This window comes from Bradyrhizobium sp. T-1, assembly GCF_053592855.1.
Map to the genome: position 1 here is coordinate 103,793 of NZ_CM132115.1, position 13,935 is coordinate 117,727.

Annotated in this window: 15 protein-coding genes and 1 tRNA gene; 12 read left to right on the forward strand and 4 right to left on the reverse strand. The window is 63.7% G+C overall.

Annotated features, from left to right (window positions below):
• Positions 1–141 precede the first annotated feature (141 nt).
• Together cmk and aroA are read right to left on the reverse strand one after the other, a co-directional pair.
• Positions 142–780, reverse strand: coding sequence for a (d)CMP kinase (cmk, locus tag ACWAT4_RS00455; RefSeq protein ID WP_449729573.1), 639 nt, complete (start codon positions 778–780; stop codon positions 142–144).
• The gene (aroA, locus tag ACWAT4_RS00460; RefSeq protein WP_449729574.1) at positions 777–2,114 is read right to left on the reverse strand and encodes a 3-phosphoshikimate 1-carboxyvinyltransferase; all 1,338 of its coding nucleotides are present in this window, start codon (positions 2,112–2,114) and stop codon (positions 777–779) included. Before aroA ends, cmk begins: the two co-directional genes overlap by 4 nt.
• A gap of 159 nt (positions 2,115–2,273) precedes the next feature.
• Between aroA and ACWAT4_RS00465 the strand changes: the two genes are divergently transcribed.
• The 3 genes from ACWAT4_RS00465 to ACWAT4_RS00475 all read left to right on the forward strand — a co-directional run bounded on the left by ACWAT4_RS00465 (position 2,274) and on the right by ACWAT4_RS00475 (position 3,281).
• Positions 2,274–2,681: a TIGR02300 family protein gene (locus ACWAT4_RS00465; RefSeq protein ID WP_212301991.1), complete on the forward strand. Its 408-nt coding sequence runs from the start codon at positions 2,274–2,276 to the stop codon at positions 2,679–2,681.
• 92 nt (positions 2,682–2,773) lie between these two features.
• Positions 2,774–2,849, forward strand: a tRNA-Ala gene (locus tag ACWAT4_RS00470).
• A 195-nt stretch (positions 2,850–3,044) separates the two neighbouring features.
• Entirely contained in the window at positions 3,045–3,281 is a 237-nt protein-coding gene (locus tag ACWAT4_RS00475; RefSeq protein WP_212301990.1) for a GIY-YIG nuclease family protein, read from the forward strand.
• A gap of 17 nt (positions 3,282–3,298) precedes the next feature.
• Here ACWAT4_RS00475 and ACWAT4_RS00480 read toward each other — a convergent pair whose 3' ends face one another.
• Complete coding sequence (locus tag ACWAT4_RS00480; protein ID WP_212301989.1) at positions 3,299–3,757, reverse strand: MarR family winged helix-turn-helix transcriptional regulator; 459 nt, start codon at positions 3,755–3,757, stop codon at positions 3,299–3,301.
• Positions 3,758–3,912: 155 nt separating this feature from the next.
• Between ACWAT4_RS00480 and ACWAT4_RS00485 the strand changes: the two genes are divergently transcribed.
• The 8 genes from ACWAT4_RS00485 (at position 3,913) to ACWAT4_RS00520 (ending at position 11,225) form a co-directional block, all read left to right on the forward strand.
• Positions 3,913–4,338, forward strand: a complete 426-nt coding sequence (locus ACWAT4_RS00485) for an organic hydroperoxide resistance protein (RefSeq protein ID WP_194478699.1) — start codon at positions 3,913–3,915, stop codon at positions 4,336–4,338.
• Positions 4,339–4,512: 174 nt separating this feature from the next.
• A complete protein-coding gene (locus tag ACWAT4_RS00490; protein WP_212445542.1) occupies positions 4,513–5,718 on the forward strand; it encodes a CaiB/BaiF CoA transferase family protein in 1,206 nt (401 codons plus the stop codon).
• 220 nt (positions 5,719–5,938) lie between these two features.
• Positions 5,939–7,255: a sn-glycerol-3-phosphate ABC transporter substrate-binding protein UgpB gene (gene ugpB, locus ACWAT4_RS00495; RefSeq protein WP_212301987.1), complete on the forward strand. Its 1,317-nt coding sequence runs from the start codon at positions 5,939–5,941 to the stop codon at positions 7,253–7,255.
• A gap of 53 nt (positions 7,256–7,308) precedes the next feature.
• Entirely contained in the window at positions 7,309–8,190 is an 882-nt protein-coding gene (gene ugpA / locus ACWAT4_RS00500; RefSeq protein WP_212301986.1) for a sn-glycerol-3-phosphate ABC transporter permease UgpA, read from the forward strand.
• Positions 8,190–9,038 (forward strand): sn-glycerol-3-phosphate ABC transporter permease UgpE, encoded by an 849-nt coding sequence (ugpE, locus tag ACWAT4_RS00505; protein ID WP_212301985.1) that lies wholly within the window; start codon positions 8,190–8,192, stop codon positions 9,036–9,038. The genes ugpA and ugpE overlap by 1 nt, the downstream gene beginning before the upstream one ends.
• A 108-nt stretch (positions 9,039–9,146) precedes the next feature.
• A complete protein-coding gene (locus tag ACWAT4_RS00510) occupies positions 9,147–10,232 on the forward strand; it encodes a sn-glycerol-3-phosphate import ATP-binding protein UgpC (RefSeq protein ID WP_449729575.1) in 1,086 nt (361 codons plus the stop codon).
• 243 nt (positions 10,233–10,475) lie between these two features.
• Positions 10,476–10,901 carry an Hsp20 family protein gene (locus ACWAT4_RS00515; RefSeq protein ID WP_028139463.1) on the forward strand — a complete coding sequence of 142 codons (426 nt, stop codon included), beginning with the start codon at positions 10,476–10,478 and terminating at the stop codon, positions 10,899–10,901.
• A 51-nt stretch (positions 10,902–10,952) separates the two neighbouring features.
• Positions 10,953–11,225: a BQ00720 family protein gene (locus tag ACWAT4_RS00520; RefSeq protein WP_212301983.1), complete on the forward strand. Its 273-nt coding sequence runs from the start codon at positions 10,953–10,955 to the stop codon at positions 11,223–11,225.
• A 160-nt stretch (positions 11,226–11,385) separates the two neighbouring features.
• Here ACWAT4_RS00520 and ACWAT4_RS00525 read toward each other — a convergent pair whose 3' ends face one another.
• Positions 11,386–12,045, reverse strand: coding sequence for a peroxiredoxin (locus ACWAT4_RS00525; protein ID WP_212301982.1), 660 nt, complete (start codon positions 12,043–12,045; stop codon positions 11,386–11,388).
• A gap of 215 nt (positions 12,046–12,260) precedes the next feature.
• Here ACWAT4_RS00525 and ACWAT4_RS00530 point away from each other — a divergent pair, with 215 nt between their 5' ends.
• On the forward strand, positions 12,261–13,835 hold the full coding sequence (locus ACWAT4_RS00530) for a winged helix-turn-helix domain-containing tetratricopeptide repeat protein (protein ID WP_449729576.1): 1,575 nt from the start codon (positions 12,261–12,263) through the stop codon (positions 13,833–13,835).
• The last annotated feature ends 100 nt before the right edge of the window (positions 13,836–13,935 follow it).

The following is a 13,935-nucleotide window of genomic DNA, read 5'->3' on the forward strand; positions in this document are numbered from 1 at the left end:
AAGCGGGCCGGCAGAGGCCCGCGCGTTCGATACGTGGAAAATCTGTTGTCCGGAGCCTGGATCGCGTCGGTCCCGAACAGGGACCGAGAGTACCGACCTCAAAGAGCGGGAGCGGGCGCTTCCTCCAATGACGGCTGCGGCTTAACCCCGCGACCGGCCCGCTCGGACAGCCTCGATAATGTCGATGGCGGCCCGGACGCCGCCTTCTATATCCAGTTGGGAGTTATCAAGCAAGTGAGCATCCGGGGCAGGCTTTAGAGGCGCAATCGGCCGGTTCTTGTCCCTTTCGTCGCGCCGGATGATGTCGGCGAGCACGGCCGCCTCATCCGCCTCCTCACCCCGCGCCCTTGCCTCCATGGTCCGGCGGCGAGCGCGGACCTTGGGATCGGCCACGACAAAGATCTTCACGTCGGCATGGGGGCAGATCACGGTTCCGATATCCCTGCCGTCCAGCACGGCGCCGGGCGGATCGGCGGCGAACTGCCGCTGGAAATTGACCAGGGCCTCGCGAACACTGGGAATCGCCGAGACAATGGAGGCGCCCTCGCCGGCCTCCTGGGTCTTCAGGGCGGGATTGCCGAACTTTTCAGGGTCGAGCTCCAGGGCGGCCCGCACGGCCGCGGCCTCGTCCTGCAGGTCATGGCCGGACTGCATCAGCGCGTAGGCGACGGCGCGATAGATCACGCCGGTATCGAGATGACGATAGCCGTAATGATGCGCGAGGCGCTTGCCGAGCGTGCCCTTGCCCGAGGCCGCGGGGCCGTCGATGGCGATGATCATGAAAACTCGGCCCCCAGCGACCGCATCATCGGAATGAAGTCCGGGAAACTGGTGGCGATGAAGGCGGTGTCATCGACGGTTACGGGCTGATCGGATGCGCAGCCCATCACCAGCGCCGACATCGCGATGCGGTGGTCCATATGCGTGGCGACGGTGCCGCCGCCGGGGACATGCCCGCGGCCCTCGACGATCAGATCGTCGCCGGAAACAGTGACCTTCACGCCATTGACGCGGAGCATGTCCGCGGTGGCCTCGAGCCGATCGGATTCCTTGACGCGCAGCTCTTGCAGCCCGCGCATGATGGTCGTGCCTTCGGCAAAGGAAGCCGCGACCGCCAGCACCAGATATTCATCGATCATCGACGGCGCGCGCTCCGGCGGCACCTCGACCCCGCGCAGTTTTGACGCGCGCACGCGCAGGCGCGCCATCGGCTCGCCGGCATCGCCGCGCACGTCGCTCTCCTCGATGGAAGCGCCCATTTCACGCAGCGTCGTGAAAAGGCCGATGCGCAGCGGATTGGTCATCACGTCGGAAAGAACGACATCGGAGCCTTCGACAATCAGCGCCGCGACGACCGGAAAGGCCGCAGAAGACGGATCAGCGGGCACGATGACAGTGGCGCCGTGCAGCTCGGGCTGGCCGACCAGCGAGATGCGACGGCCGTGAGCCCCCTCGGCGACCGAGGTGATATCAGCACCAAAGTGCTTCAGCATCAGCTCGGTATGGTCGCGGCTGGCCTCGCTCTCGATCACCGTCGTGGTGCCCGGCGCAGACAGCCCCGCCAGCAGCACGGCGGACTTGATCTGGGCCGAGGCGACCGGGGTCTTGTAGGTGATCGGCAGCGGATCACGCGCGCCCTGGACGGTCAGCGGCAGGCGGCCGCCCTCGCCGCCGGAGATCACCTTGGCGCCCATCTTTTCGAGCGGGTCGAGAATCCGGCGCATGGGGCGGCTGCGTAGCGAGGCGTCGCCATCGAACACCGCCGAGATCGGGCAGCCGGCGACGGCGCCCATGACCAGCCGGCAACCGGTGCCGGAGTTGCCGAAATCCAGCGCCGCCTTGGGCTGGGCAAAGCCTCCAACGCCCACACCCTGGACCTTCCAGGCGAAATCGCCGGTGCGCTCGACCTTGGCGCCGAGCGCCTGCATCGATTTGGCGGTGTTGAGGACGTCCTCGCCCTCAAGGAGGCCCGTTATCCGGGTCTCGCCGACCGCCAGCGCGCCCAGGATGAGGGCCCGGTGCGAGATCGACTTGTCCCCGGGCACCCGTACTTTTCCGGTCAGGGGGCCGCTTGAGCGCGACGTCAGCGGTGTCGGCTTATCGGAATGGGTCAAGATTGTGTCCTTGGATGGCCCTGTAGGGCTGCGGGCAGGTACCACATGGTCCGCCCGCCGTCACGGGCATGTCTTTCTTCCGTAATGCGCTATTGACAGCGGGCCGCCAACTAGCCAAGTGAAGCACCGCTTTTCAGACATTCCCAGGATTCCTCTGCCGTGGCCAAGTCCGAACTCGGAACCAAACGTATTTGCCCGACCACGGGCAAGAAGTTCTACGACCTCAACAAGAATCCGGTGATCTCGCCCTATACCGGCGAGGTTGTGCCGATCGCGCCCGTGGCGCCGGCCCGCGCGACCCGCGGCGCCGAAGCCCGTCACGCCGCAGCCGCAGACAACACGCCGGAGCCGGCCGAGGTCGAAGAGGTCTCGCTGGAAGAGGCCGATGCCGAAGAGAACACCGGCAAGGTGAAGGCCGTCGTCCCCGAATCCGAGGACGATATCGAGGTCGACGAGACCCTCGACGACGACGACGATGATGATTCGACCTTCATTGCCGACGAAGAAGAAGGCGATGAGGACGTGACCGACATCATTGGTGATGTCGGAGGTGATGAAGAGACTTGAGATCAGCACCGATCTGTGAAAAAGGGTGCACCGCGCGAGTCACCAGGCTCGCTGGTCGGGAGTGATCCCCTCGGGATCGTCCCAAGACTAAAGGGGCCATAGCTCAGCTGGGAGAGCGCTTGCATGGCATGCAAGAGGTCGGCGGTTCGATCCCGCCTGGCTCCACCAGCCTTCGCTCGCTTCGCGAGCTACGGCTGGGCAAGCCCGGGAAGTCCCTCGTAGCGAAGTGAGCGAAGGCTGTCCCGCCAAAGCCCGAAGGGCGACGGCGGACTGGCCGATATCCCCACTGTCGTGTTGGTGGACAGTAGCAACACCATAAACGTGTCTCGGATCTGCTAATCTACCCTCAGGGGAGGAAGCAGAATGAAATACGTCTATATCCTCGAAAGCGTCGACTCCGAGCACTTCTACGTCGGCATCACCGACGACCTGAGAGCGCGCCTGGCAAAACACAATGCCGGCGAGGTGCCGCACACGTCAAAATATGGGCCCTGGCGAATTCGAACGTATTTCGCTTTCGATGACGCCGCACGCGCTGTCGCATTCGAGCGACATCTGAAATCTGGCTCTGGTCGCGCGTTCGCCAAAAAGCATTTCTGATCGTGCGTGTCCGGGGCCTACTCCCCAATCACCGCATTCAGCCGATCCCTTAGCGCGACGATCTCGTCCTTCATCGCGACCAGCTCCGAGACCGAGCACTCCGAGGCCGCCAGGATCGACTGCGGGACGCTGCGCGCCTTCTCCTTCAGCGCATGGCCCTGCGGTGTCAGCGCGATCAGAACCTGACGCTCGTCCTCGCTCGAGCGCGTGCGCTTGACCAGATGCGCGGCCTCGAGCCGCTTCAACAGCGGCGTCAGCGTGCCCGAATCGAGAAACAGCTTCTCGCCGATGTCCTTCACCGGCACGTCGTCGCGCTCCCACAGCACCAGCATCACCAGATATTGCGGATAAGTCAGGCCGAGCCGGTCCAGCAGCGGCTTGTAGACGCGGTTGAAGGCGTGCGCGGCCGAATACACAGCGAAGCAGATCTGGTTGTCGAGGCGTTGCGGATCGAGGGTCGATAATTTCCGGGCCATAGAGAATCTCGCGCGTTTCTCCCATTCTGGGACCGGCCGGCCGCACATTCAATTGCGAACAATTAAATGTGAGACATGCAAAATTAGATTGCGCACAATCTAATTGTTTGCAATACAGCATGCGCCCCAACCCGAAGCCCCCTGAGGAGACGAAAATGTCCGTGAACGTCCTCTACAAGACCAGCGCAAAAGCCACCGGCGGCCGCGACGGCCATGCTGCGACCCTCGACGGCGCCCTCGACGTGAAGCTCACCACGCCGAAGGAGCTCGGCGGCGGCGGTGGCGCCGGCAACAATCCCGAACAGCTGTTTGCGGCCGGCTATGCCGCCTGCTTCATCGGCGCGATGAAGTTTGTGGCCTCGCAGGGCGGTCCGAAGGTTCCCGCCGACGCCTCCGTCACCTCGACCGTCGGCATCGGCCCGCGCTCGGCCGGCGGCTTCGGTCTCGACATCGATCTCGCCGTCTCGCTGCCGGGTCTTTCCCGCGCCGATGCCGAAGCGCTGGTCGAGAAGGCGCACCAGGTGTGCCCGTACTCCAACGCGACGCGCGGCAATGTCGACGTTCGCCTGACGGTCGTCTGATCTGACGGTGGATTGGCTGGCCCGAGATCCCCCTCGGGCCGGCCGTTTCCTTTGATTTGCCACGCTGCGGGATTGCCGCCTGCGGTGCATACGCCCCTACGCAACAAGCCATTGCTGGCTTGGGTGAACCTCGCTAGGCCTGTGCTCAAATATCGACACAGGGGAAGCGAAGGCATGAGTTCTGAAGCCGTTTTGGGGGCAATGAGCGGGCTGCGCGTCATCGATCTCACCCGCGTGCTTGGCGGTCCCTACTGCACCCAGATCCTCGCCGACCACGGCGCCGACGTGATCAAGGTCGAGCCGCCCGCAGGCGACGAGGTGCGCGAATGGGGCCCTCCCTTCCACGAGGAGGACGCCGCCTATTTCATCGGCATCAACCGCAACAAGCGCTCGATCGGCCTTGACCTCGCCTCCGAGGGCGGCCGCGTCGTGCTGCTGAAGATGCTGGAGACGGCCGACGTCCTGATCGAGAATTTCAAGCCGGGCACGTTGGAGAAATGGGGCATCGGCAACGATGTGCTCCGCGAGAAATTTCCGCGCCTCGTGCATTGCCGGATCTGCGGCTTCGGCGCCGACGGCCCGCGTGGCGGCAATCCCGGCTATGACGCCATCATCCAGGCCATGACCGGCATGATCGCGGCCACCGGCTCACCCGAAAGCGGTCCGATGCGGATCGGCGTGCCCCTGGTCGACATCACCACCGGACTTTACGCCGCGATCGGCATCCTGATGGCGCTGTCGGAGCGGCAGCGCTCCGGCAAGGGCCAGTTCCTGGAGACGACGCTGTACGAGACCGGCCTCGCCATCATGCATCCGCACACCGCGAATTATTTCATGCATGGCAAGCCGCCCGGGCTGACCGGCAACGAGCATCCGAATCTCGTGCCTTACGCGATCTTCCCGACCAAGACCGACGACATCTTCATCGGCGTCGGCAATGACGGCACCTTCCGCAAGCTCGCCAAGGAGATCGGCAAGCCCGAGCTCGGCACCGACCCGCGCTTTGCCCGCAACAAGGACCGCATCGCCAACCGCGAAGCGTTGCGCGCCGAGCTGGCCGCGGTGTTCAGCCAGCACGAGGCCGAGCCGCTGTGCAATCGCCTGCTCGCCGCCGGCCTGCCCGCAGGCCCGGTGCAGAAGATCGACCAGGCGCTGACCAATCCGCATACGATCGCCCGCGGCGATGTCATCGAGAAGGACTGGTACAAGGGCGTGGCCTCGCCAATCCGGCTCGATCGCAGCAAGCCGAGCCTCCGCCGCCTGCCGCCGAAGTTCAGCCAACACTCCCAGGAGGTGCTGGGCGAGTTCGGCTACTCCAGGGCGGAGATCGACGCGATGGTCGCAAAGGGCGTGGTCTGCGGCCCCGAGCGCAAGCGCTAGGGTCAGCCTCAACAGCGATGCCGCACTGCGGCGCGGGCACAAATGTGCACCGCGAACGACGCCGGCTGCGCGGGGCGCGTTCGCCTATTTGATGGCTTCCCTTTTCCAGCGCTTGCCGCTTTCGTTTCGGCCGCTTACACAGTCATGTGAACGTCATATGGCGCTGCTAGCGCAAGCGATCTTTTTGACGACCAAGGGACGGCTAAGGGAGGTTTACTTGATGGCTCTTCGACATTTTGGGGCGGCTGCCGCATTTGCGGTCACGGTCGGCCTGACGGCTTCGCCGGCGCTGGCGGTCACTGAAATCCAATGGTGGCACGCGATGACGGGCGCGAACAACGACGTCATCGTCAAGCTCGCAAACGACTTCAATGCGTCGCAGAGCGAGTACAAGGTCGTCCCGACCTACAAGGGCAGCTATCCCGACACCATGAACGCGGGCATCGCGGCATTCCGTGCCGGCAACGCTCCGCACATCATGCAGGTGTTCGAAGTCGGCACCGCGACCATGATGGCCGCGACCGGCGCCGTGAAGCCCGTCTACAAGATGATGCAGGAGGCCGGCGAGAAGTTCGATCCGAAGAACTATCTGTCCGCGATCACCGGCTACTACTCGACCTCGAAGGGCGAGATGCTGTCGTTCCCCTTCAACTCGTCGTCGACCGTCATGTGGATCAATCTCGACGAGCTGAAGAAGGTCAACGCCGAGATCCCGAAGACCTGGCCTGAAGTGTTCGAGGTCGCCAAGAAGCTGCACGACAACGGCCATCCGACCTGCGGCTTCTCCAACTCCTGGGTCACATGGGTCAATCTCGAGCAGCTCTCGGCCTGGCACAACGTGCCGCTCGCGAGCAAGGCGAATGGCCTCGACGGCTTCGACACCAAGCTCGAGTTCAACGCGCCGCTCCAGGTCAAGCATCTCGAGAAGCTGGTCGAGCTGCAGAAGGACAAGACCTACGACTACGCCGGCCGCACCAACCAGGGCGAAGGCCGCTTCACCTCGGGTGAGTGCGCCATCTACCTGACCTCGTCGGCCTTCTTCGGCAACGTCAAGGCGCAGGCCAAGTTCAACTTCACAGCTGCGCCGATGCCATACTATCCGGACGTCAAGGGCGCGCCGCAGAACTCGATCATCGGCGGTGCTTCGCTCTGGGTGATGGGCGGCAAGTCGGCCGACGAATACAAGGGCGTGGCGAAATTCCTGACTTTCCTCTCGGACACCGATCGTCAGGTCTACATCCACAAGGCCTCGGGCTATCTGCCGATCACCAAGGCCGCCTACGACAAGGCCAAGGCCGAGGGCTTCTACAAGGACCAGCCTTATCTCGAGACCCCCCTGCTCGAGCTGACCAACAAGGAGCCGACCGAGAACTCCCGCGGCCTGCGCCTCGGCAACATGGTCCAGCTGCGTGACGTCTGGGCGGAAGAGATCGAGCAGGCGCTCGCCGGCAAGAAGACGGCCAAGCAGGCGCTCGATGCCTCCGTCGAACGCGGCAACACCATGCTGCGTCAGTTCGAAAAGACCGCCGTAAAATAAGGCGCACGCGCCGGCGGGCCGCAACGTCGAGCAGCCCGCCGGCGCCACCCATCATGCAAAAGCAAGCGATTTTCCGATCAAAGCTACTGCCCTATGCGCTGGTTGCTCCGCAGCTCGCGATCGTTCTGATTTTCTTCTACTGGCCGGCCTTGCAGGCCGTCATCCAGTCCTTCCTGCTCCAGGACGCCTTCGGCCTCTCGACGAGCTTCGTCTGGTTCGAGAATTACGTCGAGCTGTTCAGCGAGCCCGCCTATTTCGAGACGATCGTCCGAACCTTCTTCTTCTCGTTCGCGATCGCGGCGTCCTCGCTCTCGGTGGCGCTGCTGCTGGCGGTGATGGCGGACAAGCCCTTACGCGGCGGCGCGATCTACCGCACGCTGCTGATCTGGCCCTATGCCGTGGCGCCGCCCGTGGTCGGTGTGCTCTGGGTGTTCATGCTGCATCCTTCGCTCGGCGTGCTGTCGCGCTATTTGCGCGCCGCCGGCATCGAATGGAATCCGCTGCTCGATGGCGATCAGGCCGCGACGCTGGTCATCCTCGCCGCCGCCTGGAAGCAGATCTCCTATAATTTCCTGTTCTTCCTCGCGGGCCTCGCAGCCATTCCGAAAAGCGTGCTCGAGGCCGCCGCGATCGACGGCGCGCGCCCGATGCGGCGGTTCTGGACCGTGACCTTCCCGCTGCTGTCGCCGACCATCTTCTTCCTGCTGGTCGTCAACATCGTCTACGCCTTCTTCGACACCTTCGGCATCATCGACACCATGACCCGCGGCGGTCCCGGCAAGTCGACGGAGACGCTGGTCTACAAGGTCTATAACGACGGCCTGATCGGCGGCAATCTCGGCAGCTCCGCGGCACAATCGGTGATCCTGATGATCATGGTCATCGTGCTGACCGGCATCCAGTTCCGCTTCGTCGAACGCAAGGTGACCTACTGATGGTCGAGCAAGAGGGCTTTCGACGCTACGTCGCCCACATCATCCTCTGGATCGGGATCGCGATCGTCGCCTTCCCGGTCTACGTCGCCTTCGTCGCATCGACCCAGGACAACGCGCTGATCGCCAACGGGCAGATGTCGCTGCTGCCCGGCGGCCATTTCTTCGAGGTCTACTACCAGACCATCTTCGTCGGCACGAGCGGCACGACCCGCGAGCCCGTCGGCAACATGATGCTGAACTCGCTGGTGATGGCGCTGATGGTCGCTGTCGGCAAGATCGCGATCTCTATCATCTCGGCCTATGCGATCGTCTATTTCCGCTTTCCCCTGCGGATGCCGATCTTCTGGCTCATCTTCATCACGCTGATGCTGCCGGTCGAGGTGCGCATCTATCCGACCTACAAGATCGTCGCCGACCTGCACATGCTCGACAGCTATGCCGGCCTTTCGCTGCCGCTGATCGCGTCGGCCACTGCGACGCTGCTGTTCCGCCAGTTCTTCATGACCGTGCCGGACGAACTGCTGGAGGCCTCGCGCATCGACGGTGCGGGTCCGCTGCGCTTCTTCTGGGATACGCTGCTGCCGCTGTCGCGCACCAACATGGCCGCGCTGTTCGTGATCCTCTTCATCCTCGGCTGGAATCAATATCTCTGGCCGCTTTTGATCACCACCCGCGACGACATGCAGACCATCCAGATCGGCATTCGCAAGATGATGACCACCAACGACGCGCTGACCGAATGGCCGATCGTGATGGCGACCGCCGTGCTGGCCATGCTGCCGCCGGTGTTCGTCGTCGTCGCCATGCAGAAATTGTTCGTGCGCGGCCTGGTCGAGACGGAGAAGTGATGATCGCGAATTGCGAATGGCGAGCAGCGAATAGGGTCGCTGCAGTTGCCTTGCTCTCTCGTCGCGCCCTACTCGCCACTCCCTATTCGCTATTCGCCGGTGAAACCCATGGCTAACGTTACCCTGCGCAACGTCCGCAAGACCTACACCGGCGGCTTCGAGGCCATCAAGGGCGTCAACGTCGATGTCGGCGACGGTCAGTTCTGCGTGCTGGTCGGCCCCTCCGGCTGCGGCAAGTCGACACTGCTCCGCATGGTCGCGGGCCTCGAGACCGTCACCGGTGGCGAGATCGACATCGGCGGCAAGGTCGTCAACCAGGTCGAGCCCGCCGATCGCGACATCGCGATGGTGTTCCAGAACTACGCGCTCTATCCGCATATGAGCGTCTTCAACAACATGGCTTACGGCCTGCGCAATCGCGGCATGAAGGAAGCCGAGATCAAGACCCGCGTCGAGGAAGCCGCCCGCGTGCTCGAGCTCTCGGCCATGCTGGAGCGCAAGCCGCGCCAGCTCTCCGGCGGTCAGCGCCAGCGCGTCGCCATGGGCCGCGCCATCGTGCGCCAACCGAAAGTGTTTCTGTTCGACGAGCCGCTCTCCAACCTCGACGCCAAGCTGCGCATCGCGATGCGCGTCGAGATCCGCAAATTGCAACGCCGGCTCAATGTCACCTCGATCTACGTCACCCACGACCAGCTCGAAGCGATGACGCTCGCCGACATTCTCGTGGTGATGAACGGCGGCCAGGTCGAGCAGATCGGCAATCCGCTGGCAATCTACGAGAAGCCTGCCACGACCTTCGTCGCCTCCTTCATCGGCGCGCCGCCGATGAACCTGATGGCGACGCGCGCCGACGAGATCAAATCGCAGCTCGGCGGCAGTGCGGGCGATGCCGGCATCCTCGGCATCCGGCCGGAGGATTTTGTCATCACCGACCAGGCGCCGGCCGGCGGCGTTGCGCTGTCCCTGACCGTCGAAGCGATCGAGCGCGTCGGCGCCGAGACTTTCGTTTACGGCGCGCGTGCCGAGGAGGAGCAGCGCGTCGCGGCGACCCCGGGGGAGCTACCGCCGGGCGAGGTCATCGTCCGCATCCCCGGGACCGAGGCTCCGGCCATCGGTGAGAAGATTCGGGTCGCCGCGGTGCGTTCAAAGCTGCACTTGTTCAGCGGCGACGGGCGCAAGCGGGTCGAGGCCTGACCGGTTCCGAGAGGTCCGGCCGCCAAAGACGCGAAAACAACCCCATGCACAGTAGAAGGGGCCCTGTTTTCATTGGGATAAATCGCCCCGAAAATTCGCTATAGCGGGCCACGGCGCAAGCAGTGAATCCACAGCCCCCTGCTACGCGCTTGAACCCCACAGAGATATGCCCATATTGCTGACCAAGGGGTGCCGCAAAGGGCCCTGAAATGCCAAAGTCGCTTCGAGAGGACTTTGTAAACTATGTCTCGTGTTCCTACGTTATCCAGTCCGTTCCTTCTGGGCTTCGACGAAATCGAGCGCGTGCTCGATCGCGTCGTCAAAGGCGCCGACGGTTACCCTCCCTACAATATCGAGCGATGCGGCGGAGCGGACGGCCAGCCCGAACGCTTGCGCATCACGCTGGCGGTCGCCGGCTTCACCCGCGACCAACTCGATGTAACCATTGAGGAAAACCAGCTCGTCATTCGCGGGCGGCAGCAGGACGACAAGACCCGGCAATACATCCATCGCGGCATCGCCGCGCGCCACTTCCAGCGCACCTTCGTGCTGGCGGAGGGGATGCTGGTGCTGGGTGCGGATCTGAAGAACGGGTTGTTGTCGATCGACCTGGCCCGGCCTGAACCGGAGAGGATCGTTAAGACAATCGCTATCAATGAGCACGAATAATGGAACGAGTAGCGGACTCGACCGCTTAGTTTCTGTGAAGGAGTCGAGACCATGAGTGAAGGTCACGTTGTATTCGAACACGAAGCCAGGAACGCCTCGCCCGAGACGCTGGCGAACCTCGGCGAAGGCCACATCGCCTATGTGAAGCAGATCCGCTCCGAGGATGTGCCCGGCCTGTTCCCCGAAGCCCCGAAGATTGCGCCCGGCCTCAAGCTGTTCGCGCTCCACGCCGCCGACGGCACGCCGATCATGCTGACCGACAGCCGCGAAGCCGCGATCGCCAACGCCTGGAGCAACGAGTTGCAAGCGGTGAGCGTGCACTGAGAGCACGCAAGTCGCAGGTTTAGAGATTTGACGGGCATGCCTTCACGCGAAGGCGTGCCCGTTTTCATTTGCGCCGATGATGTTTCCGCATCGTCATTGCGAGCGGAACAAAATTGCTACGCAATTTTGTCGCAGGCACCTCGCAATGACGGTGCAGCCGTCAGACCGACGGCTGCTTGGTCTTGCGCAGATAGGGCAGCACGGTCACGAAGGTGCCAAAGCGCTTGACGGCGTCCTCATCCGACACCGACGCCGCGATCACGACGTCTTCGCCAGGGGCCCAGTCGGCGGGAGTCGCAACCGGCAGCCTGGCCGTCAGCTGCATGGAATCGATGACGCGCAAAATTTCCCGGAAATTGCGTCCCGTCGTCATCGGATAGGTCAGCACCAGCTTGATCTTCTTGTCGGGACCGATGACGAATACCGAGCGCACCGTCTGGTTATCGGCCGGCGTGCGGCCTTCCGACGTGTTGCCCGCGGAAGCCGGCAGCATGCCGAACAGCTTGGCAACCTTGAGGTCGCGGTCGGCGATCATCGGATAGTTGACCGCATGGCCCGTGGCCTTCTCGATGTCGCCTTTCCACTTGTTGTGGTTCTCGACCGGATCCACCGAGATGCCGATGATCTTGACGTTGCGTTTGTCGAACTCGCCCTTGAGGCCGGCCATGGTGCCGAGCTCGGTGGTGCAGACAGGCGTGAAGTCCTTCGGATGCGAAAACAGCACCGCCCAGGAATCGCCGATCCAGTCGTGAAAACGGATATCGCCTTCGGTCGTTTGCGCTTCGAAATCCGGCGCGATGTCGTTGAGTGCGAGTGCCATGTGGCAGATCCTTCTATCGTCGTTGGTCACGCGGCCATTGCGCGCTTAAATCCCCGGGGCGACCCCGTGCGCGGGAAGACGCGTCGCACCTAATTGATTTTACGGCCGAAATCCGGCCAGCATGCTCGCCCCTGCAAATCGGGGTGGTTGATATCTGCGCCCGGCTCCGCCGAAAGTCATGGTGCCGTTCTGAAAAAGTTCTTAAGCATCGCGTCATGGCCACGGGTTACATCATCGGTCCGTTCCGACTCGACGCCGATGCCGCGCTGCTGTTTCGCGGCGAGGAGCCGGTCGCGATCGGCCAGCGCGCGATCGCCGTGCTGCGCGTGCTGCTGGAGCGGCCGGGAAGCCCGGTCTCCAAAGATGCGCTGATCAAATCCGCATGGTCCGGCCTGATCGTCGAGGAGAGCAACCTGCCGGTGCAGATCGCCGCGCTGCGCCGGGTGTTCGGCGAAGAGCACGGTGGTGAGCGCTGGATCGAGACCATGCCGAAATACGGCTATCGGTTCATCGGCCCGGTGAGGTCAGACAACCAGGCCTCGATCGCTGCGGCGGCTCCCACTGCGACCGAAGTGCTTCCGCTTCCGGTCCAGCCGGCCGTCGCGGTGCTGCCGTTCCAGAACATGAGCGACGACCCGAGCCAAGAGTATTTTGCGGACGGCGTCGTCGAGGAAATCATCACGACGCTGTCGCGCTTTCGCTCGCTGTTCGTCATCGCGCGCAATTCCAGCTTCACCTATAAAGGCCGCGCCGTCGACATCAAGCAGATCGGCCGCGAGCTGGGCGTCAGCTTCGTGCTCGAAGGCAGCGTGCGCAGATCGGCCGACCGCGTGCGCATCACCGCCCAGCTCATCGATGCGTCAACCGGTGCGCATCTGTGGGCCGACAGGTTCGACGGCGCGCTCGCTGATATCTTCGACTTGCAGGACCAGATCGCGCGACAGGTCGTGGGATTGCTGGTGCCGAAGCTCGAGCACTCCGCGATCGAGCGCGCCAAGCGCAAGCCGACGGAGAGTTTGGGCGCCTATGAATATTATCTGCGCGGCACGGCGGCGATCTACCGCTTCACGATCCGCGAGGCCAATGTCGAAGCCTTGCAGATGTTCAGGCGCGCCATCGATCTCGATCCGGAGTTCGCTTCCGCCTACGGCATGGCCGCCTATTGCTACGTCAAGGACAGGACCAACCGGTGGCCGACCGACGATCTCGCGCGCGACATCGCCGAGACCGACCGGCTGGCGCGGCATGCGATCCGTCTCGGCAGCGATGATGCCCTCGCGCTGGCAACCAGCGCCGGCGCGCTGGCCTATGTGGTGCGCGATCTCGACACCGGCGCTGCCTGCATCGAGCAGGCGCTCCATGTGAATCCCAATCTGATGTGGGCGTCCTACTTCGCCGGCTTCATCAAGAGCTGGATGGGCGAGCCGGAGGCGGCCGTATCGCATCTCGCTCTTGCGATGCGCCTCAGCCCCGTCGATCCCCTGATGCCGCTGATGCAGGTGGCGATGGCCCACGCGCATTTCTTCGCCGGCCGTTACGGCGAGGCATCATCCTGGGCGACGGCGGCCCTGCGCGGCACGCCAAGACTGTTGCCGGCGCTGCGCATCGGTGCGGCGGCAGATGCGTTCGCCGGACAGATGAAGCCGGCGCAGAAGGCCGTGGACCGGCTGCTGCACATCAATCCCGACGAGCGCGTCTCCAACCTCGAAGCCATATTCGGGCCCTACCGGCGGCCGGACGATGCCTGGCGATACGGGGAAGGTCTGCGGCGGGCGGGATTGCCGGAATGATCGCGGCACGCTGATCCGGCAGATGATCCTCGGCCCCCGGAGCAATGAGCTGCGAGCTGTGAACGTGCACCGAGATCTCGACTTGCTTCGCGCGAGGTTC